This is a genomic window from Azospirillum mesophilum (assembly GCF_053470405.2).
Window position 1 is genome coordinate 17,099 of record NZ_JBPXMQ020000051.1, and the last position, 20,474, is coordinate 37,572.

16 protein-coding genes and 1 pseudogene are annotated in these 20,474 nt (G+C 69.5%); 6 read left to right on the forward strand and 11 right to left on the reverse strand.

Annotated elements, in window-relative coordinates:
• Window position 1: 1 nt before the first annotated feature.
• Window positions 2–793: a 2-(1,2-epoxy-1,2-dihydrophenyl)acetyl-CoA isomerase PaaG gene (paaG, locus tag ACSVC7_RS28725; RefSeq protein WP_448208027.1), complete on the reverse strand. Its 792-nt coding sequence runs from the start codon at window positions 791–793 to the stop codon at window positions 2–4.
• A 461-nt stretch (window positions 794–1,254) separates the two neighbouring features.
• Here paaG and ACSVC7_RS28730 point away from each other — a divergent pair, with 461 nt between their 5' ends.
• From ACSVC7_RS28730 to ACSVC7_RS28740, 3 genes are read left to right on the forward strand one after another with little or no spacing between them, the layout of a single operon-like run.
• A complete protein-coding gene (locus ACSVC7_RS28730; RefSeq protein WP_448208028.1) occupies window positions 1,255–1,785 on the forward strand; it encodes a flavodoxin domain-containing protein in 531 nt (176 codons plus the stop codon).
• Window positions 1,782–3,455: a phenylacetic acid degradation protein PaaN gene (gene paaN, locus ACSVC7_RS28735; RefSeq protein ID WP_448208029.1), complete on the forward strand. Its 1,674-nt coding sequence runs from the start codon at window positions 1,782–1,784 to the stop codon at window positions 3,453–3,455. The genes ACSVC7_RS28730 and paaN overlap by 4 nt, the downstream gene beginning before the upstream one ends.
• 10 nt (window positions 3,456–3,465) lie before the next feature.
• Window positions 3,466–4,083 carry a phenylacetic acid degradation protein PaaY gene (locus tag ACSVC7_RS28740; protein WP_448208030.1) on the forward strand — a complete coding sequence of 206 codons (618 nt, stop codon included), beginning with the start codon at window positions 3,466–3,468 and terminating at the stop codon, window positions 4,081–4,083.
• A 135-nt stretch (window positions 4,084–4,218) separates the two neighbouring features.
• Here the strand turns inward: ACSVC7_RS28740 and ACSVC7_RS28745 are convergent, their stop codons facing one another.
• Entirely contained in the window at window positions 4,219–5,943 is a 1,725-nt protein-coding gene (locus tag ACSVC7_RS28745; RefSeq protein ID WP_448208031.1) for an EAL domain-containing protein, read from the reverse strand.
• Window positions 5,944–6,222: 279 nt separating this feature from the next.
• Between ACSVC7_RS28745 and ACSVC7_RS28750 the strand changes: the two genes are divergently transcribed.
• Window positions 6,223–7,782: a helicase HerA domain-containing protein gene (locus ACSVC7_RS28750; RefSeq protein ID WP_448208032.1), complete on the forward strand. Its 1,560-nt coding sequence runs from the start codon at window positions 6,223–6,225 to the stop codon at window positions 7,780–7,782.
• 3 nt (window positions 7,783–7,785) lie between these two features.
• On the opposite strand, the gene ACSVC7_RS28755 is transcribed toward ACSVC7_RS28750, so the two are convergent.
• From ACSVC7_RS28755 to ACSVC7_RS28790, 8 genes are all read right to left on the reverse strand, one after another.
• Window positions 7,786–8,808, reverse strand: coding sequence for an alcohol dehydrogenase (locus ACSVC7_RS28755; protein WP_448208033.1), 1,023 nt, complete (start codon window positions 8,806–8,808; stop codon window positions 7,786–7,788).
• A gap of 182 nt (window positions 8,809–8,990) precedes the next feature.
• The gene (gene garD / locus ACSVC7_RS28760; protein ID WP_448208034.1) at window positions 8,991–10,514 is read right to left on the reverse strand and encodes a galactarate dehydratase; all 1,524 of its coding nucleotides are present in this window, start codon (window positions 10,512–10,514) and stop codon (window positions 8,991–8,993) included.
• A gap of 295 nt (window positions 10,515–10,809) precedes the next feature.
• Window positions 10,810–11,589 carry an HpcH/HpaI aldolase family protein gene (locus tag ACSVC7_RS28765; RefSeq protein ID WP_448208035.1) on the reverse strand — a complete coding sequence of 260 codons (780 nt, stop codon included), beginning with the start codon at window positions 11,587–11,589 and terminating at the stop codon, window positions 10,810–10,812.
• Window positions 11,590–11,622: 33 nt separating this feature from the next.
• A complete protein-coding gene (locus tag ACSVC7_RS28770) occupies window positions 11,623–12,891 on the reverse strand; it encodes a glycerate kinase type-2 family protein (RefSeq protein ID WP_448208036.1) in 1,269 nt (422 codons plus the stop codon).
• Window positions 12,892–13,052: 161 nt separating this feature from the next.
• Entirely contained in the window at window positions 13,053–13,943 is an 891-nt protein-coding gene (glxR, locus tag ACSVC7_RS28775; protein ID WP_448208037.1) for a 2-hydroxy-3-oxopropionate reductase, read from the reverse strand.
• 53 nt (window positions 13,944–13,996) lie between these two features.
• Entirely contained in the window at window positions 13,997–15,331 is a 1,335-nt protein-coding gene (gene gudD / locus ACSVC7_RS28780) for a glucarate dehydratase (protein ID WP_448208038.1), read from the reverse strand.
• Between the two features lie 36 nt (window positions 15,332–15,367).
• Complete coding sequence (locus ACSVC7_RS28785; RefSeq protein WP_448208039.1) at window positions 15,368–16,444, reverse strand: mannonate dehydratase; 1,077 nt, start codon at window positions 16,442–16,444, stop codon at window positions 15,368–15,370.
• Window positions 16,445–16,469: 25 nt separating this feature from the next.
• Entirely contained in the window at window positions 16,470–17,855 is a 1,386-nt protein-coding gene (locus tag ACSVC7_RS28790) for an MFS transporter (RefSeq protein ID WP_448208040.1), read from the reverse strand.
• Window positions 17,856–18,171: 316 nt separating this feature from the next.
• On the opposite strand from ACSVC7_RS28790, the gene ACSVC7_RS28795 reads away from it, so the two are divergent.
• Entirely contained in the window at window positions 18,172–19,266 is a 1,095-nt protein-coding gene (locus tag ACSVC7_RS28795; RefSeq protein ID WP_448208041.1) for a LacI family DNA-binding transcriptional regulator, read from the forward strand.
• Between the two features lie 82 nt (window positions 19,267–19,348).
• Window positions 19,349–20,155: an alpha/beta fold hydrolase gene (locus ACSVC7_RS28800; RefSeq protein WP_448208042.1), complete on the forward strand. Its 807-nt coding sequence runs from the start codon at window positions 19,349–19,351 to the stop codon at window positions 20,153–20,155.
• A gap of 233 nt (window positions 20,156–20,388) precedes the next feature.
• Here the strand turns inward: ACSVC7_RS28800 and ACSVC7_RS28805 are convergent.
• Window positions 20,389–20,474: pseudogene (locus tag ACSVC7_RS28805) on the reverse strand (IS5/IS1182 family transposase); the annotation flags it as partial.

Genomic DNA, 20,474 nt, shown 5'->3' on the forward strand with positions numbered 1-20,474 from the left:
GTCACTTGCCCTCGAATCGGGGCACCCGCTTTTCCAGGAAGGCGTGGACGCCCTCGCGATAGTCGGCCGTGCGGCCGGCGGCGCGCTGGAGGTCGCGCTCCAGGTCGAGTTGCTGGTCGAGCGTGTTGGTCGGCGCCGCGTAGATGGCCTGCTTGATGAGCGCCAGCCCCTTGGTCGGCTGGGTAGCGAGCTGCCGGGCCAGCGCCGTCGCGGTCGGCATCAGGTCGGCGTCGTCCACCGCCCGGTAGATCAGGCCGATCCGCTCCGCCTCCTCCGCCGTCACCTTCTCGCCCAGCATGGCGAGCGCCATGGCGCGCTGGGTGCCGATGCGGTGCGGCAGGAACCATGTGCCGCCCGAATCGGGGATCAGGCCCAGCTTGCAGAAGGCCTGGATGAAGCTGGCGGATTTCGCGGCCAGCACGAGGTCGCAGGCCAGCGCGATGTTCGCCCCCGCCCCGGCGGCCACGCCGTTGACCGCCGCGATCACCGGCATCTCCAGCGCGCGCAAGCTTCGGACCAGCGGGTTGTAGTTGGTCTCGATCGACCGGCCGAGGTCCGGCGCCTCCTGCCCCGGCGCCACGGCGCGGTCGGACAGGTCCTGCCCGGCGCAGAAGCCCCGCCCCGCCCCGGTCAGCAGCAGGCAGCGGACACTGCCGTCGTCCCGCAGACGGCCGAGCGCGTCGCGCAGTTCCGCATGCATGGCGCTGGTGAAGCTGTTGAGCTTGTCCGGCCGGTTGAGCGTCAGCGTCGCCACGCCGTCGGCCACCTCGAAAAGGATGCTGGCGTCGCTCATGGGCGGAGTCCCGCCCTGACTGCGAAGTGGTGCGTTTCCATTCCCAAATCGCCCCCGGTTGGTGGGCGTCCCTTGTTGCGGGCGTTCTTGTCGTTCGGCGGGGCGTTGGCCGCCCCGCTCGTTATGATACAGCTTTGTCGCGTGTATCGTTCATGAGTGTAATATGTCATCGGCGGCGGGGCATGGGCAAGGGTCATTTTCCCCCTCTCCCATCCCCGATGGGAGAGGGAGGGACCCGCGCCGCAGGCGTGGGAGGGTGAGGGCAAGGTGGAGCCGAGAATCCGCGGAAGGCGAACCGAGGATTCTCGGGAAAACCTTGCCCTCACCCTCCCGCTTCGCGGGTCCCTCCCTCTCCCGCCGGAGGCGGGAGAGGGTTTCTTCTCCCTCGAAGAGATACAGCGCGTCCGCTATACTCCAAAATTCGGTATCACTATCCGGCGGCGCTGGTGTAAGGTCCGGGCATGGCTGAGATCCTGATCGTCGTCGGTTCGGAATCCGGGAACGCGCGGCTTGTGGCCGAATGCGTGCGCGACGAATTGCAGCGGCTCGGCCACCCCGCCAGCCTCTCCGTCGACCGCGACTGCACCGATCTGCGCCTGCACGAGCGCGGGCTGCTGCTGGTCTGCACCTCCACCCATGGGCATGGCGACTGGCCGGACAACATCGCCCCCTTCGCCCGCAGCCTGGAGGAGGTCCGGCCCGACCTGTCGCGCCTGCGCTACGGCGTGATCGCGCTGGGCGACCGCACCTACGCCGACACTTTCTGCCTTGCCGGGCGGCGGCTGGACGACGCGCTGCGCCGGCTCGGCGCCGCGCGGATGGGCGAGCGGCTGGAGATCGACGCCTGCACCCAGCCCTTCCCCGACGAGGACGCGCTGGCCTGGACCAAGGGCTGGGCCGCCCTGCTCGCGGCGGCACCCGCCCACCACAACGAAAACAACCAACACGAAGAAACTCGCCAAAAAGAAATCAGGAGGAAACGCCTGCCATGACCCCGAATGAACTGTTCGAACGACACCGCGGCACCCTGGATCAGGCCGTGGCCGCCTCCCGCCAGCGCGGCTACTGGTCGCCCTTCGCGGAGATGCCGAGCCCGCGCGCCTATGGGGAGACGGCCGCGGCCGACGGCGAGACCGCCTTCAAGGCCCGGCTGAACAAGCTGTTCCCGCTCGACCAGCCGGCGGGGCAGGGTTTCGTGGGGGCGGAACGCTCGCCCTTCGGGTTTGAGCTGGGCGTGACCTACCCGAAGCCGGACCTGGACGCGCTGCTGGCCGCCGCGAAGGCCGCCATGCCCGCTTGGCGTAAGACCGGGCCGGACGGCCGCGCCGGCGTCTGCGCGGAGATCCTGACGCGCCTGAACAAGCGCAGCTTCGAGATCGCCAACGCCGTCCAGCACACCACGGGGCAGGCCTTCATGATGGCCTTCCAGGCCGGCGGCCCGCACGCCCAGGACCGGGGGCTTGAGGCGGTCGCCTACGGCTGGAAGGCGATGACCGATCAGGTGCCGAGCGCCCGCTGGGAGAAGCCACAGGGCAAGAACCCGCCGCTGGTCATGGACAAGGTCTTCGAGGTGGTGCCGCGCGGTGTGGCCGTGATGATCGGCTGCGCGACCTTCCCGACCTGGAACGGCTATCCGGGCCTGTTCGCCAGCCTCGTGACCGGCAACGCCGTCGTCGTGAAGCCGCACCCCGCCGCCATCCTGCCGCTGGCCATCACGGTGGAGGTGTGCCGGGAGGTGCTGAGGGAGGCCGGGCTCGACCCCAACCTCGTCACGCTGGCCGCCGACAGCGCCGAGGCACCGATCACCAAGGAACTCGCCACCCGGCCGGAGGTCGCGCTGATCGACTTCACCGGCTCCAGCGAGTTCGGCACCTGGCTGGAGCAGAACGCCCGCCAAGCCCAGGTCTTCACGGAGAAGGCCGGCGTCAACACGGTCATCATCGATTCGACGGACGACCCCAAGGGCATGGCGCGCAACCTCGCCTTTTCGCTGTCGCTCTATTCCGGGCAGATGTGCACGACGCCGCAGGCGATCTTCGTGCCGAAGGACGGCATCCAGGCGGGTGGGGAGCGTCTGAGCTTCGATCAGGTCGTCCAGGCCATCGCCGGGGCCACCGACAAGTTCCTGTCCGACGCCGAACGCGCGGTGGAGGTGCTGGGCGCCATCCAGTCCGACGCCACGCTGAAGCGGCTGGAGGACGCGCATGGCCTCGGCACCGTCGCGCTGGCCTCGCGCGCCGTCGCGCACCCGAAGTTCCCCGACGCCCGCGTCCGCACGCCGGTGATCCTGGTGCTCGACGCCAAGGACGAGGCGGTCTATGGGCGGGAGCTGTTCGGCCCGATCTCCATGATCGTGAAGGTGGACGGCACCGACGACGCGCTGGCCCGCGCCAGCCGGCTGGTGCGGGAGAAGGGGGCGCTGACGGCGGCGCTCTATTCCTCCGACCGGGCGGTGATCGACAAGGCCCAGGACGCCTTCACGGAGGCCGGCGTGGCCCTGTCGGTGAACCTGACCGGCGGCGTCTTCGTCAACCAGTCCGCGGCCTTCAGCGACTTCCACGGCACCGGCGCCAACCCGGCCTGCAACGCCGCGCTGTGCGATCTGGCCTTCGTGGCGAGCCGCTTCCGCGTCGTGCAGACGCGCATTCCGGTTGCTGCTTGAGGAGGGCCGCATGACGACGCTGCCGCGCCCTAAGGTCTACGCCATCGACGGCGTGGTGCCGGTCATCCACCCGACGGCCTTCGTACACCCGTCGGCCGTGCTGATCGGGGATGTGGTGGTGGGGGCCGGCTGCTACGTCGGTCCCTGCGCGTCCTTGCGCGGCGACTTCGGCCGCATCCTGCTGGAGGAGGGCAGCAATGTGCAGGACAACTGCACGCTCCACGCCTTCCCCGGCCATGACGCGGTGGTGGAGGTGGACGGCCACATCGGCCATGGCGCGGTGCTGCACGGCTGCGTCGTGAAGCGCGGCGCGCTGGTCGGCATGAACGTGGTCGTCATGGACGGCGCGGTGGTCGGCGAGCAGGCCATCGTCGCCGCCATGGCCTTCGTCAAGGCCGGCTTCACCGTGCCCCCGCGCACGCTCGCCGCCGGCCTGCCCGCGAAGGTGGTGCGGGAGCTGCGGGAGGACGAAATCGCCTGGAAGGCCGACGGCACGCTGGAGTACCAGCGCCTGACCCGGCGGTCGCTGGCGACGATGGTGGAGTGCGACCCGCTGGAGGCGGAGGAGCCGAACCGTCCGAGGGTGGAGAGCGGGGACGTGCAGCCGCTGTACAAGGTGAAGTCGTAGGGGCGGCTTTGCCCCCTCCCTATTGCCCCCTCCCCAACCCTCCCCCGCTTCGCGGTGGAGGGGACTGCCGCCGCATTGCCAAAGCCCCCTCTCCCGCGAAGCGGGGGAGGGTTGGGGAGGGGGCACCCGCAAACCCTACGGCAACCGCACCACACTCACCTTGTCCGCCCGGCCCTTGGCCAGCGCCTTGTGTTCCGCGATGGCGGCGTTCACCGTGTCCGGGGTCAGGCGGTGCGGGCCGGGCGCGATCACCACGGCGACGCCGCTGGCCGACAGCAGGGGGAATTCCCGCAGGGCGCCGTAGCGGTCCTTCGCCTCGAAGCGCCCAGCCTCGCGGGTCGCGGGGTCGTAGAGGCTTTCCGCGTCGGAGCGGAACAGGGCCAGCAGTTCGGCGATGCGGGCCAGCGCGTCCTCCTCCTCCGCGCCGCTGACCGCGACGAAGAAGTCGTCGCCGCCGATGTGGCCGGCGAAGCCGCCGCAGCCGGACGCCCAGGCCTTCAGCCGTTCGCTGAACATCAGGATGGCGCGGTCGCCCTGGCGGAAGCCGAAGCCGTCGTTGAAGGGCTTGAAGTTGTCGAAATCCAGATAGGCCAGGATGTGCCGCTGCCCGTGGTCGTCCAGCGCCCGTTCGATGTGGCGGACGATGGCGGCGTTGCCGGGCAGCCGGGTCAGCGGGTTCTGGTCGGCCGCCATGGCGAGGTTGCGTTCGTGCACCAGCCGGATCAGCGCGCCGCTGGACAGGAAGCCCGCGTATTCCCCGCCTTCGATGATGATGATCCCGTCGCTGGCCTCCTCCGCCGAGAAGGCTTCGATCACCTGGTCGAGCGGGGTGGAGATGTCGCAGACCGGGCTTTTGTTCACCAGCTCCATCAGCGTGTCGCCAAGGCCCCGGTTGCGCAGAAGCTCGCCCCCGAAGCGGGAATAGACGTAGCGCTTCAGGTCGCGTTCGCGGATCAGGCCGAGCGGGCGGCGCTGGTCGTCCACGATGGGGGCGATGGTCGGGCTGGCGTTGCCGCGGAAATACTCCAGCAGCTCCGTCTTGGGCGAGGTGACGGCGAGCGGCGGGAGGCGCTCGATCACCTCCGACAGGCGGGAGTGCGCCTCGCTGGGCTTGCGGCGGTCCTTGCGGTTCAGCTCCGCGATCAGGCCGTAGCGGTCCGGTACCACGCGGTGGCCCAGGCTGGGCCGGGCGATCAGGTAGCCCTGGGCGAAGTCGCAGCCGAGGTCGCGGCAGGTGTAGAATTCCTTCTCCGTCTCCACCCCCTCGGCGATGATGAGGATGCCGAGCGCGTGGGCGTAGCCGACCAGCGCGCTGGCGATGGCGCGCTTGCGGGTGTCCTGGTCGATGCCGGACACGAAGTAGCGGTCGATCTTCACATAGTCGGGCTTCGATTCGTACAGCAGCCGCAAGCCCGCGAAGCCCACCCCGAAGTCGTCCAGCGCCACGCCGACGCCGGCCTGCCGGTAGTCGCCGATGGCCTGCTCGATGCTGCGCTCCGGCTGCACCTCGCGGCGTTCGGAGATTTCCAGGCAGACGTGCGGCGCCTTCTCCGCCCCGTGTCCTGCCGAATGACTGCCCGTCCAGGGGGAGCCCGGCGCCCCGACCACCCGCGAATCGATGTTCAGGAACAGCTTCGCGTTCTCCCAGCCCTCCAGCGCGCGGAAGGCCTCCACCGCCTTGGCGTGCAGCGCGCATTCGACGTCCGCCAGCAGGCCCTGCACGCAGGCCGCGTCCAGCAGGTCGTGGGCGTTGGCGAAGGGGGTGCGGTCGAAGCCGCGCAGCAGCGCCTCCATCCCGTGGCAGCGGCCGGTGCGCATCTGCACGATGGGCTGGAAGGCATAGTCAAGCGCGTCCAGCACCCCCGCCCACTCCGACGGCAGAACAGACCAGGGCGCGCATCCACCTGGGATGCCCCCACCGCTCTCCCTCTCCTGTACAGTCATCCATGTCATGGGATGATCCACCGCCGGCTGCATGGATTTGTCACGCTTGCGGCTCAATTATACAGAATCATCTTTTCGGTTTCGTGACAGCGCGCTTTTTTACTTGGCCATTCCGGCCGATCCAAAATGCCCTTCGCCCCCCGGACCCCCTTTGGGGTATACGGGTGCCCTTCACCGGAACGGGGACGCTGGGGCATGAAGGTCGGCATCGACATGGGGACGGCCATGACCGCAGGGGCGGCGGGGGCACCCGCGACGCTCGACCTTGAGGAGCTGCTGGCGACCCGTCTTCTGGTGCAGGGCAATTCCGGCTCCGGCAAATCCCACCTGCTGCGCCGCCTGATCGAGCAGAGCGCCCGCTGGGTGCAGCAGGCGGTCATCGACCCGGAAGGCGACTTCGTCACGCTGGCCGAACGCTTCGGCCACATCGTCGTGGACGCCGACGAGCACACGGAGGCCGCGTTGCAGAGCGTCGCCGCCCGCGTGCGCCAGCACCGCGTCTCCGTCGTGCTGAACCTGGAAGGGCTGGACGCGGAGATGCAGATGCGCCATGCCGCCGCCTTCCTGGGCGGGCTGTTCGACGCCGACCGCGATTACTGGTACCCGATGCTGGTGGTGGTGGACGAAGCGCAGCTCTTCGCGCCCTCGGCCGCCGGCGAGGTGTCGGACGAGGCGCGCAAGGTCTCGCTGGGCGCCATGACCAACCTGATGTGCCGCGGCCGCAAGCGCGGGCTGGCCGGGGTGATCGCGACGCAGCGGCTCGCCAAGCTCGCCAAGAACGTGGCGGCGGAGGCGTCGAACTTCCTGATGGGCCGCACCTTCCTGGACATCGACATGGCCCGCGCCGCCGACCTGCTGGGCATGGAGCGCCGCACGGCGGAGATGTTCCGCGACCTGGAGCGCGGGCACTTCATCGCGCTCGGCCCCGCCATCTCGCGCCGCCCGCTGCCGCTGCGCATCGGTGCGGTGGAGACGCAGGGGCGCGCCGGCAGCCCGAAGCTGATGCCGCTGCCGGACACCCCGCTGGAGGACGCGCGCGAGCTGATCTTCAAGCCCGGCGAGCCGGAACCGCCGCGCTACCCCGTGCGGCGCCCCTCGACGTCGGCCAGCACCGACCTGCTGGCCCAGCTCGCCCGCCCCCGCCCCTTCGTGGAGCCCGCACCCGCCGAACTTCCGCCCGAGGAACCCGCCGAGGAGCCGGAAACCCCGGAACAGGCCGCCGAGCGGCAAGCCGCCTATGAAGAGGTGTTGCGGGACGTGCTGGCCGACCCGGAGGCGGCCTACCGCTCCATCGCCGTGCTCTATCAGGACTTCCTCGTGCGCTGCCGGAACCGCGAGGTGCGGGGCGAGCTGCTGGAGCTGCCGGCCTTCCGCCGCAAACTCGCCGCCGCCCGCGCCGGGGCCGGCAATGGCGCGGAGGAGAATCCCGCCTGGGAAAAGGCGACGCAGGTGGCCGCGACCCTGCCGGAAGACATCCAGGTGGTGTTCCTGCTGCTGGCCCGCGCCGCGCTGGACCACCTGCCCTGCCCGTCCGACGCCGACGTGGCGCGGGCCTGCGGCAGCCGCTCCCGCGGGCGGGCGCGGCGCCTGCTGACCTACATGGAGCAGCGCGGCTTCATCGCCACGCGCAGCGGCCTGGGCAACACGCGCAGCATCGCCCTGCCGGCGCTCGGCTGGGAAACGGCGCTGGGCGACCCGAACGCGGACGAGACCGTGGACGCGCCGGGGGAGGACGATCTGTTCGGGGCGGGGTGACCTTTACGTCTTCCGGGCTCCCTTCGGCAGCAGCACCATGCGGAAGCGGGCCTTGTTGGTCATCATCCGCTCGTAGCCCTCGGCGGCCTGTTCCAGGGGCAGGGTTTCGATCATCGGGCGGACGCCGGTCAGGGCGCTGAAGCGCATCGTCGCCTCCGAATCCCAGGAGGTGCCGGAGGGCCAGCCCACGACCCCGCAGCGCGATCCGATCAGCTGGAAGGGCGTGGCCTCGATGGGGTCGGCCGTCGCGCCGACCACCACCATCCGCCCGTCCACCCCCAGCCCGCCGACCAGTTCGGTCATCGCCTTGCTGCTGGGGGCGGTCGCCAGGATCACCTTGGCCCCGCCCAGGGCGGCCAGCGCCTCCGCCGGGTTTCCGGCGCTGCTGTCGATGTAGTGATGGGCGCCGAGCTGACGGGCCAGCGGCTCCTTGTCCTTGCCGCGCCCGACGGCGACCGTCTCGAAGCCGCACTTGGCGGCGAACTGCACGCCGAGATGCCCCAGCCCGCCAATGCCCAGCACCGCGACCAGATCGCCCGGCCGCGCGCCGCAGTTGCGCAGCGCGTTGAAGGTGGTGATGCCGGCGCAGAGCAGCGGAGCCGCGTCGGCGGCGGCCAGATCGTCGGGGATGCGCGCCAGCGCGTCCGCCGGGGCGATCATGTAATCGGCGTAGCCGCCGTCGTAGGAGATGCCCGGCACCTTCAAATTCCGGCAGCTCACGAAGTCGCCGGCCCGGCAGCGGTCGCAGTGGTAGCAGCTTCCCCCGAACCAGCCGACCCCGACCCGCTGGCCGGGCTGCCATTCGGCGACACCCTGCCCCACCGCGTCGATCACCCCGGCGATCTCGTGGCCGGGAACGGCGGGGTAGCGGATGCCGGGGTAGGTGCCGTCCTTCACGAAGGCGTCGCTGTGGCAGATGCCGCAGGCCTCGACCCGCACGCGGACATGGCCCGGACCCGGTTCCGGCACGTCACGCTCCACCACCTCGAAGGGGGCTCCCGGTGCGGCGACTTGAACGACCGTCATGCGTGCCATCGGACGGGTCCTTTCTGTAAGGGCGGGGATTGCCCGCGTGAACAGAAGGGCCGCCCGAAGGTCACGCTTCACCGGAAGGTGGCTGACGTTGGGTCGGGCGAGACCCGACCCAACCTACGGCCGCGCGCACTCCCCCGTAGGTTGGGTTGAGCGCCCGCGAAACCCAACGTCCGCTACGTCACCGGGGCGGGGTTGAACAGGGTCAGGGCGTTGCGCAGGCCCCAATGGTCGGCCCAGGTCGTCTTGCGGCCGCTCGCCACGTCCAGGATCAGGCGGAACAGCTCCCATCCGATGTCCTCGATGGTGGCCTCGCCGGTGGCGATGCGGCCGGCGTCCACGTCGATCAGGTCGTGCCAGCGCTCGGCCAGCGCCGTGCGGGTGGAGACCTTGATGACCGGGCACATGGCGAGGCCGTAGGGCGTGCCGCGCCCTGTGGTGAAGACCTCGATGTTGCAGCCGGAGGCCAGTTGCAGCGTGCCGCACACGAAGTCGCTGGCCGGCGTGGCGGCGTAGAGCAGGCCCTTGCGGTCCGCCCGCTCGCCGGGGGCCAGCACGCCGACGATGGCGCTGCTGCCCGACTTGGCGATGGAGCCCAGCGCCTTTTCCACCACATTCGCCAAGCCGCCCTTCTTGTTGCCGGGCGACGGGTTGGCGGCGCGGTCGGTCTGCCCGGCGGCGAGGTAGCGGTCGTACCAGTCCATCTCGCGGATCAGGGCGCGCGCGACCGCCTCGTCCGCCGCGCGTGGGGTCAGCAGGTGGATGGCGTCGCGCACCTCCGTCACTTCGGAGAACATCACCGTGGCTCCGGCGCGCACCAGCAGGTCGGCGGCGTAGCCCACCGCCGGGTTGGCGGTGACGCCGGAAAAGGCGTCGCTGCCGCCGCATTGCAGCCCGACCACGAGGTCCGACGCCGGGCAGGTCTCCCGCCGGCGCTGGTTCAGCTCGGCAAGGCGCTGGTCGGCCATCTCCATGATCGACGCGACCATGTCGCCGAAGCCCCGGTGCCGCTCGTCCTGGAGGCTGACGATGGAAGACTCGGCGCCGTTGGGAAGAAGGCGTTCGGGTTGCAGCTTCTCGCATCCCAAGCCCACCACCATCACGGCCCCGCCCAGATTGGGGTTGCGCGCGATGTTCTGGAGCGTGCGGATCGGCACCACCGCCTCCGGCGCGTTGATCGCCACGCCGCAGCCGTAGGCGTGCTCGATGGCGATCACATCGTCCACGTTGGGGTAGCGGGGCAGCAGCTCCTTCTTGATGCGGTCGATGGCGAAGTCCATGACGCCGGCCACGCACTGGACGCTCATGCTGATGCCCAGCACGTTCTTGGTGCCGACGCTGCCGTCCGGGTTGCGGAAGCCCTCGAAGCTGTAGCCCTCCAGCGGCGGCGGGGCCGGCGGCACGCTGGTGGCGAGCGGCAGGCTGTCCAGCGGCGGCGCCGTCGGCAGGCGCACCAGCGATTCCTCGATCCAGCTTCCCTTCGCGATGTCGCGCGCGGCGTAGCCGATCACCTCGCCGTAGCGGAGGATGGGCGCGCCCTCCGCCAGATCGGCCAGGGCGACCTTGTGCCCCTGGGGCACGAAGTCCCGCAGAACGAGCCCGCAGGGGAACCGCGTCCCCGGCGGCAGGCCCAAGGAGTTGACGACGATGGCGACGTTGTCGTCACCGTGCACCCGGATGTAGAGCGGCGCTTCGGTCATGGCCCAGTCTTTCTTCCATGAGCCCTTGTCCCCGGATGGTCCCCTCGCCCGCCTCCGGCGGGAGAGGGAGGGGCCCACCGCGCAGCGGTGGGAGGGTGAGGGCAGGGTTTCCCGAGAATTCAGGGGGATCGCGGCGAGGATTCTCAGGATGACCTTGCCCTCACCCTTCCCATGGCTGCGCCATGGGCCCCTTCCCTCTCCCGCCTCTCGCGCAAGCGAAGCTTGCGCTGACGGCGTCAGGCGAATGCCTCTGGCATTCGCTGAGAGCCGGGGGCGGGCGAGGGTTACATACGCCTCACCCCTGCGTCTTGAAGCGGGCGGCGAGCTGTTCGGAGCCGCGCGCCAGGAGGCCTTGGTCGGAGCCGACGGCGACGAAGGTGCAGCCCAGCTCCAGGTAGCGCTTCGCCAGCACCTCGTCGGCGGACAGGATGCCGACCGGCTTGCCGGCGGCGCGGATGCGCGTGATGGCGTCCTCGATGGCCTCCAGCACCTCCGGATGCTTGGGGTTGCCGACGTGGCCCATGGCGGCCGACAGGTCGCCGGGGCCGATGAACAGGCCGGTCACGCCGTCGACCGCCGCGATCGCCTCGATGTTGTCCAGGCCACGGCGCGTCTCGATCTGCACCAGCACGGCCAGCTCGTTCTCGCAGAGCTGCGGGTAGTCCTTCACCCGGCCGAAGCGGTTGGCGCGCGGCGCGGCGGAGTAGCCGCGCACGCCATGCGGGGGATAGCGGGTGTAGGACACGGCGTTCGCCGCCTCCTCCGCCGTCTCCACATAGGGGATCAGGAAGGACTGGACGCCGATGTCCAGATAGCGCTTCAGCGTCACCATGTCGTTCCACGGCACCCGCACCACCGGATGCGCCGTGCCGCCGGTGCAGGCCTGGAGCTGGCTGTAGACCATCGGCAGTTCGTTGGGCGCGTGCTCGGTGTCCAGCACCAGCCAGTCGAAGCCGGCGCCGGCCAGGATCTCCACGGAGACATGGCTGGAGAGGATCGACCACAGGCCGATCTGCGGCTGCCCGGCCTCCAGGCCGCGCTTGAAGCTGTTCAGCGGAAGCGACGTGATCGCCATGGGGTGTTCCTCCGTGATTCTCAGGCGTGTTTCTCAGGGCGCGATCAGGATCGCGCGGAAGTCGTTGACGTTGGTCAGGGTCGGGCCGGTGATCACGCTGTCGCCGATGGCCTCGAAGAAGCCGTGGCCGTCGTTGTTCTCCAGGCTTTCCAAGGGGCGCAGGCCTTTGGCGCGGGCGCGGTCCAGGCTGTCGGGGGTCAGGATCGCGCCGGCGATCTCCTCCAGCCCGTCCACCCCGTCGGTGTCGCCGGCGATGGCGTGGACGCCCGGCTGGCCGTGCAGGGCGATGCCGAGCGACAGCAGGAACTCCACGTTGCGCCCGCCCCGGCCGGCGCCGCGCACGGTCACGGTGGTCTCGCCGCCGGACAGCAGCACGCAGGGCGCCGTGAAGGGCTGGCCGCGCCGGGCGACCTGAAGCGCCATGCCGGCCATCACCGTGCCGACGTCGCGCGCCTCGCCCTCGATGCTGTCGCCCAGGATGTGGGCGGACAGGCCGGCGGTTCGGGCGACTTCGGCGGCGGCTTCCAGGGCCATCTGCGGGGTGGCGATCATGCGCGTCTCGCAGCCGGACAGGCGCGGGTCACCGGGCTTGACGCTCTCCCCCCGGCCGCTTTCCAGCGCCTCGCGCACTGCGGGCGGCAGGTCGATGCCGTAGCGCTTCACGATGGCCAGCGCGTCGGTGCAGGTCGTCGGGTCGGCGACGGTCGGACCGGAGGCAATGTCCATCGGATTGTCGCCCGGCACGTCGGAGAGCAGCAACGTGACCACCCGCGCCGGGTGGCAGACCGCCGCTAGGCGCCCGCCCTTCACCGCCGACAGGTGCCGGCGCACGCAGTTCATTTCGGAGATCGTGGCGCCGGACTTCAGCAGCGCGCGGTTGACCGCCTGCTTGTCGTCCAGCGTCAGCCCGTCCAACGGCAAGGCCAGCAGGGCCGAGCCGCCGCCGGAGATCAGGCAGAGGACGAGGTCGTCCGCCGTCAGCCCCGACACCAGCGTCTGGATGCGCTTGGCCGCGACCATCCCGGCGGCGTCGGGGACGGGATGGGCGGCCTCCACGATCTCGATCCGGTCGCAGGGCACCGCGTAGCCGTAGCGGGTGACCACGAGGCCGGACAGCGCGCCCGGCCAGTGGTCCTCCACCGCCCGCGCCATCGCCGCCGAGGCCTTGCCCGCGCCAATCACCACCAAGCGGCCTTTTGGAGGCGCCGGCAGGTGGGCCGGCACGCAGTGCGCCGGCTGGGAGGCGGCCACGGCGGCGTCGAACAGGTCGGTAAGGAGCGCGCGGGGGTCGGTGATGGGCATGGTCGGGTCAGTTTGGCGGGAGTGAAGCTGTCGCATTGAAAGTTCCCTCTCCCCTCTGGGGAGAGGGTTAGGGTGAGGGGGTTGCGCGTGTTGGGAGGTCCGGCAAAAGCGCATCCCCCTCACCCTCCCCTCTCCCCGGAGGGGAGAGGGTTGATCCCTTCTCAGGCCTTTTGGCCGATCTCGAAGTTGGCGAGCGTTTCCAGCGCGCGGACCATGGCGGAGTGGTCCCAGGCCTTGCCGCCGTGGGCGGCGCAGGCGTTGAACAGCTCCTGCGCGGTGGCGGTGTTGGGCAGGCTGACGCCCAGCGACCGGGCGGTGTTGAGCGCCAGGTTCAGGTCCTTCTGGTGCAGCTCGATGCGGAAGCCGGGGTCGAAGGTGCGCTTGACCATGCGCTCGCCATGCACCTCCAGGATGCGGGAGTTGGCGAAGCCGCCCATCAGGGCTTGGCGCACCTTGGCCGGGTCGGCGCCGGCCTTGGCGGCCAGCAGCAGAGCCTCGCCCACCGCCTCGATGGTCAGGGCGACGATGATCTGGTTGGCGACCTTGGTGGTCTGGCCGTCGCCGTTGCCGCCGACCAGCGTGATGTTCTTGCCCATCAGCTCGAACAGCGGCTTGACCGTCTCGAACGCCTTGTCCGGACCGCCGACCATGATGGTCAGCGACGCCGCCTTGGCCCCGACCTCGCCGCCCGACACCGGGGCGTCCAGGTAGTCGCAGCCCAGCTCGTTGATGCGGCGGGCGAAGTCCTTGGTGGCGACCGGGGAGATGGAGGACATGTCCACGACGATCTTGCCGGGCGTCAGCCCCTCGGCGACGCCGCCCTTCGCGAACAGCACCTTCTCCACGTCCGGGGTGTCCGGGACCATGATGAAGACGATGTCGGCCTTCTCTGCAACCTCACGGCCCGAACCGCAGGCGGTGGCGCCGCCGGCCGCCAGGGCGTCCGGCACCGCGCCGATGGTGTTGACGAACAGCGTGTGGCCGGCCGCCTGAAGATGGCCCGCCATCGGCGCGCCCATGATGCCCAACCCGATGAAACCAAGCTTGCTCATGATGTCTCCTTCCGAATGTCTTCCCTCTCCCCTCTGGGGAGAGGGAGTTAGACTCAACGCACCAGGCAGGGGCGCTTGTTGTCGAAGGTCCAGTTGGGGATCAGGAACTGCATGGCGATGGCGTCGTCGCGGGCGCCCAGGCCGCGTTCCTTGTAGAGTTCGTGCGCCATTTCCAGCTGCGCCATGTCGATCTCCACGCCCAGGCCCGGCTTCTGCGGCACGGCCACCAGACCACTCTTGATCTGGAAGGGCTCCTTGGTCAGGCGCTGGCCGTCCTGCCAGATCCAGTGGGTGTCGATGGCCGTGATCCTGCCGGGTGCGGCGGCGGCGACGTGGGTGAACATCGCCAGTGAAATGTCGAAGTGGTTGTTGGAGTGCGAGCCCCAGGTCAGCCCCCACTCGTGGCACATCTGCGCGACGCGGACCGAGCCCTGCATGGTCCAGAAATGCGGGTCGGCCAGGGGGATGTCCACCGACTGAAGCTGGATCGCGTGGCCCATCTGGCGCCAGTCGGTGGCGATCATGTTGGTGGCGGTCGGCAGGCCGGTGGCGCGGCGGAACTCCGCCATCACCTCGCGGCCCGAGTAGCCCTTCTCCGCCCCGCAGGGATCCTCGGCGTAGGCCAGCACGTCGCCCTTGCCCTTGCACAGGCGGATCGCCTCCTCCAGCGACCACGCCCCGTTGGGGTCGAGCGTGATGCGCGCGTCGGGGAAGCGCTTGGCAAGCGCGGTGACCGCCTCGATCTCCTCCTCGCCGGCCAGCACGCCGCCCTTCAGCTTGAAGTCGTTGAAGCCGTAGCGGGCGTGCGCGGCCTCGGCGAGGCGCACCACGGCCTCAGGCGTCAGGGCCTCTTCATGGCGCAGGCGGAACCAGTCGTCCTTGGCGTCCGGCTCGCTGCGATAGGGCAGGTTCGTCCTGTTGCGGTCGCCGACGTAGAACAGGTAGCCCAGCATCTCCACCGCGTCGCGCTGCTGCCCCTCGCCGAGCAGCGCCGCCACCGGCACCTCCAGGAACTGGCCGAGCAGGTCGAGCAGCGAGGCCTCAAGCGCGGTCACCGCGTGGATGGTGGTGCGCAGGTCGAAGGTCTGCAGCCCGCGCCCGCCGGCGTCGCGGTCGGCGAATTGCTTGCGGACGGTGTTCAGGATGTTGTTGTAGGCGCCGATCGGCTGGCCGACGACCAGCGCGCGGGCGTCCTCCAGCGTCTGGCGGATCGTCTCGCCGCCGGGCACCTCTCCGACGCCGGTGTGGCCGGCGCTGTCCTTCAGGATCACCACGTTGCGGGTGAAGAAGGGGGCGTGCGCGCCGGACAGGTTCAGCAGCATGTCGTCATGGCCGGCGACCGGCACGACCAGCATCTCGGTGACTTTGGGGGAGGTCGAAGCAGACATGGTTGTCACGTCCATAGGAGAAATCGGGGGGAGCGGTCAGGCGGCCTGGAGAAGCGCCTTCGTGTAGCCCAGCGCGAAGGCGAAGAAGCGCTCGCGGTCCGGGTCGAGGTCGGAGAAGGGAACGTGGTCGGGGCAGAGAATCCCCTGGTAGCCGACCTCGCGGTAGGCGCGGACGCAGGCGGCCATGTCGACCGAGCCCTCGTCCGGCAGCGCCTCGCGGAAATCCAGGTAGCCGCCCTTGATGTTGCGGAAATGGACCATGAAGATGCGGTCTTGCTGGCCGAACTCGCGGATCGCCTCCAGCACCGTCCCGGTCGGGTTGGCCGACATCTCGGCGATGGTGCCCTGGCAGAAGTTGAAGCCGAGCGACTTGCTTTCCGGCGCCAGAGCGATGAAGCGCCGCAGGCCGTCCAGGGAGCCCAGCACATGGTGCACCCCGTTCAGCCCGCCCGGCGGGTAGGCCGGGTCGTGCGGGTGGCAGGCCAGCTTCACGCCGGCCTTCTCGGCGGTCGGCAGGATCGCCTCGACCAGATATTCGATGGCGCGCCAGCCATCGGCCTCGCTGATGCCGCCGGCCTCGCTCGCCATCACCTGGCCGCAGGTCTCCGGCGCGCCGCGCGCGGCCAGCGGGGACGGCTTGGTGCCCGTCTCGTCCTCCGGCAGCACGGTGCCCCAGTAGGAGAAGCGCGCGTCACTCTCCGCCCGGTAGTCGGCGGCGCGGAAGGTGCTGCACTTCATGCCGCCCCGCCCGTCCACCACCCCGGTGCGGGTGATGCCGACCATAGCGACCGTGTACTTCACCATGTCCACCCCGCCGTCGGCGGCGGCCTGGATGTTGTGGCGCAGGCGCTCCGCCATGGCGGCGGCCTTCGCCGGGTCGCGCAGGCTGTCGAGAAGGATGGACCCGACGTCCAGCGCCATGCAGTCGAGGCTGAGCCCGTAGCCCTCCACCCACTTACGCTGGGCGGCGACCTTCCGGCCATCCCAGAGCCCGTCCTCATTCATAACCGGCGTGTTGGGGCGGCTGTCGATGACGATGCCCTGGGCGCCGAGCTGCGCGGAAAGCCGCAGGCGGGCGTCGGTCGGGTTGATGAGTTGCTCGCCGATGTACATCGGGAAACCCTTCCTTGCTGGCTCGTTACTTCTTCAGTTCCATCCGCTTGATCTCGCCGACGACGACGAGATAGCTGACCGCCGCGATCAGGGCGTTGGCGCCGACGAACAGCAGGGCGCCGTTGAACGAGCCGGAGGCCTGGATGATGGTGCCGATGACGATCGGCGTGGAGATCGACGACAGGTTGCCGCACATGTTGAAGACGCCGCCGCTGAGGCCGGTGATCTCCTTGGGCGCGCAGTCCGACATGACGGCCCAGCCCAGCGCGCCGATACCCTTGCCGAAGAAGGCCAACGCCATCAGCGCCACGACGACCCACTGCACGTCGGTGTAGTTGCAGGCGATCATGGCCATGGACATCAGCATGCCCAGCACGATCGGGGTCTTGCGCGCCGAGGTCAGCGAGAAGCCCTTGCGCAGCATCGCGTCCGACAGAACGCCGCCCAGGATGCCGCCGACGAAGCCGCAGATGGCTGGGATGGAGGCGACGAAGCCGGCGTTCAGGATCGACATGCCGCGGGCCTGAACCAGATAGACCGGGAACCAGGTGATGAAGAAGTAGGTGATGGCGTTGATGCAGAACTGGCCGAGGAAGATGCCGACCATCATGCGGCTGGCGAAGAGCTGGCGGATGTAGTCCCACTTGCCCCCGCCGGCGCCGTCCTTCTTCTTCTGTGCGTCGTCCATGTTGACGAGCCCGCCGCCGGCCGCGATGTAGTCCAGCTCCGCCTGATTGATCGACGGATGGTCCTTGGGGGCGTAAACGGTCTTCAACCACACCACGGCGACGATGATGCCGAGGCCGCCCATGACGCCGAAGGACCACGGCCAGCCGAAGGAATGGGTCAGCCAGCCCATCAGCGGCGCGAAGATCACCGTCGCGAAATACTGGGCGGAGTTGAAGATGGCCGAAGCGGTCGCCCGCTCATGGCCGGGGAACCAGGCCGCGACGACGCGGCTGTTGCCGGGGAAGGACGGCGCCTCCGCCAGACCGACCGCGAAGCGCAGCGCGAACAGGACCGCCACCGCCGCCCCGCCCGCCAGGAAGCCGACGAAGCCCTGCATCAGCGTGAAGACCGACCAGGTCAGGATGCTGAACGCGTAGACGATCTTCGACCCGAAGCGGTCGAGCAGCCACCCGCCCGGCAGCTGGCCGATGACGTAGGCCCAGCCGAAGGCCGAAAAGATGAAGCCCATCTGCGCGGCGTTGAGGCCAAGCTCCTTGGACAGCACCGGGCCCGCGATGGACAGTGTAGCCCGATCGGCATAGTTGATGGCCGTGACGATGAAGAGCATCACCACGATCATCCAGCGAACTTTGGTTTTCACGGCGGTGGCGGCCGGGTTCGCCACGGAAGTTGGGGCGGAGTTTGGGGCGGCCGCCTCGCTCGACACTGATTGGACACTCATCTGGGCTCCTCCTGCTTTCATGCCCTGCGGCCGGTCCTTCTGCGGGTCCGTGCGCACACGATGATCCGAACGCTCTTGGTAGCGCTCCTATGTTGGCTGCTGGAGACCGCTCGTCTTTGTTAGCGCTCACAACAGCGCTATGATTGTTAGCGTTAACAAAGCTCCGATGCAAGGGGATCCAACGCCGCCTCATCTTTTTCCCCCGGCCATCAACCAAACTGTTGATTCGGCAAAGCATTTCCCCGCAACCCGGCCGTCGTCCTTGCGCCGGCGCTCCGCAACCCGTATCTAAACATCACATTTTAGGGCTTTTGCCGTGTCCGACACTCCGACTCTCCGCCCCCGCCGCAGGGCGTCAAAAGATGCGTCCAGCCAGGGAACCGCGCCGGCCAAGACCGCCGGGACCCGCGGCGCGCGCCCGTCCAGCGGCCGCGTGACGCTGGAGGACGTGGCAAAGCTGGCCGGCGTCTCGATGATGACCGTGTCACGCGTGGTCAACCGCCCGGAAACCGTGACGGCCGAGGTGAAGGAGATCGTCCGCAAGGCGATTTCGGAGACCGGCTACGTCCCCAACCTGCTGGCCGGCGGCCTGGCGTCCAGCCGCACCAAGCTGGTGGCGGCGGTGGTGCCGACGCTGACGCACGTCATGTTCGCCGGCGCCATCCAGTCCTTCAGCGACCGGCTGGCGGAGGACGGCTACCAGATGCTGCTGGGCCTGTCCGGCTACCCGACGGAGCGCGAGGACAATCTGATCCGCGCCATTCTCAGCCGCTGCCCCGACGCGCTCTACCTCACCGGCACCACCCACACGGCGGAGAGCCGGCGCCAGCTGCGCGCCGCGAAGATCCCGATCGTCGAGACCTGGGACCTGTCGCACAAGCCCATCGACATGGCCGTGGGCTTTTCGCACAGGGATGTCGGGCTTCGGGTGGGCGAGTATCTTCACGGCAAGGGCTACCGGCGCGTCGCCGTGATCAGCGCCGACGACGAGCGCGCGACCATCCGCCGCGACGCCATCATCGAAGCCCTGACCGCGCGCGGGGTCGGCGACGTCATCTCCGTCCCGACCCCGGCCCCCAGCAGCCTGTCCATGGGGCGGAACGTGCTGGGCGAACTGGTGGACGCCGGATTCCGGGGCGCCATCCATTGCAGCTCCGACGCCATGGCGCACGGCGTCGTCCTGGAAGCCCAGGCGCGCGGCCTGTCGGTGCCGGAGGACATCGCGGTCATCGGCTTCGGCGACCTGGATTTCGCCGCCTACACCTCGCCCCCGCTGACCACCGTGCGCGTGGACCGCTTCACCGTCGGCCGCCTCGCCGCCGAGGCCCTGCTGGCGCGCTTGGCCGGAAAGCCGGTTTCGCCAAAGGTGGTCGACGTCGGCTTCGACATCGTGGAACGGGCGAGCGCGTGACGGCGACGGGCGCCCCCGTCTCGACAGGAGCGCCGCGACGCGCTATCGCGTAGAGCGAACTCCGGACAGGAACCATCCCGACATGTCCATGCCCGACACCCCCGTTGCGAAAATCGACGAGACGGAACGCCGGATCGAGGTGGAGGGGGGCAGCCTCTTCGCGAAGATCTGGACGCCGGAAACCACGGACGCCGGTCCGCGCGCGCCGATCCTGCTGTTCCACGATTCCCTCGGGTGCGTCGATCTGTGGCGCAGCTTCCCCCGGACGCTCGCCGCGGCGACGGGCCGGCGCGTCGTCGCCTATGACCGGCTCGGCTTCGGCCGCTCGGACCCTCATCCGGGGCCGCTGGACTTCGATTTCGTCGCCATGGAAGGGCAGCGTACCGTCCCGCGCCTGTGCGAGCAGCTTGGAATCGCCGACTTCGTGGCCTGCGGGCACAGCGTGGGCGGTGGCATGGCCACCGAAACGGCCGCCCGCTTCCCGACGCGCTGCCGGGCGCTCGTGACGATCGCGGCCCAGGCCTTCGTGGAGGACCGGACCCTCGCGGGAATCCGCGAGGCGCAACGCGGTTTCGAGGATCCCGCTGCCCTGGCGAAGCTGGCGAAATACCACGGCGACAAGGCCAAGTGGGTCGTGGACGCCTGGATCGACACCTGGCTGTCGCCCCGCTTCGCGGACTGGACCCTGGACACGGCGCTGGCGGCGGTCCGTTGCCCGGTGCTCGCGGTCCATGGCGAATGGGACGAGTACGGCTCCGGCGAGCATCCCGCGCGCATCGCCGCCGGGCGCGGGACCGCCCACATCCTGCCGAAAACCGGCCACGTCCCGCATCGGGAACAGGAAACGCTCCTGACCGAGGTGATCAGCCGGTTCCTCCGGGGCGTTTAGCTGCTCTCTATCATCTTCATCTGTTGAAAGCACCCTGGCGGTTGTCAAAATGCCCCTCTCCCTTGAGGGGAGAGGGGTTGGGGTGAGGGTGGCGCCGGCGCAGGCGGCCAGTCTTTTCCCGCTCTTCGAGCGGCAACGACCCCTCATCCCAACCCTTCTCCCCCAAGGGGAGAAGGGCTTTGCGGTAGGCCGGCATCTCTTCGGCTCTGGCAAAGTAGTGTTAGAGCGTGTCGTCAGTTGAGCCAGATGACAGCCGAGACGAGGTAAACGGCGGCCAGAAAGGTGCTGGCAAGCTTGTCGTAGCGTGTGGCAATGGCCC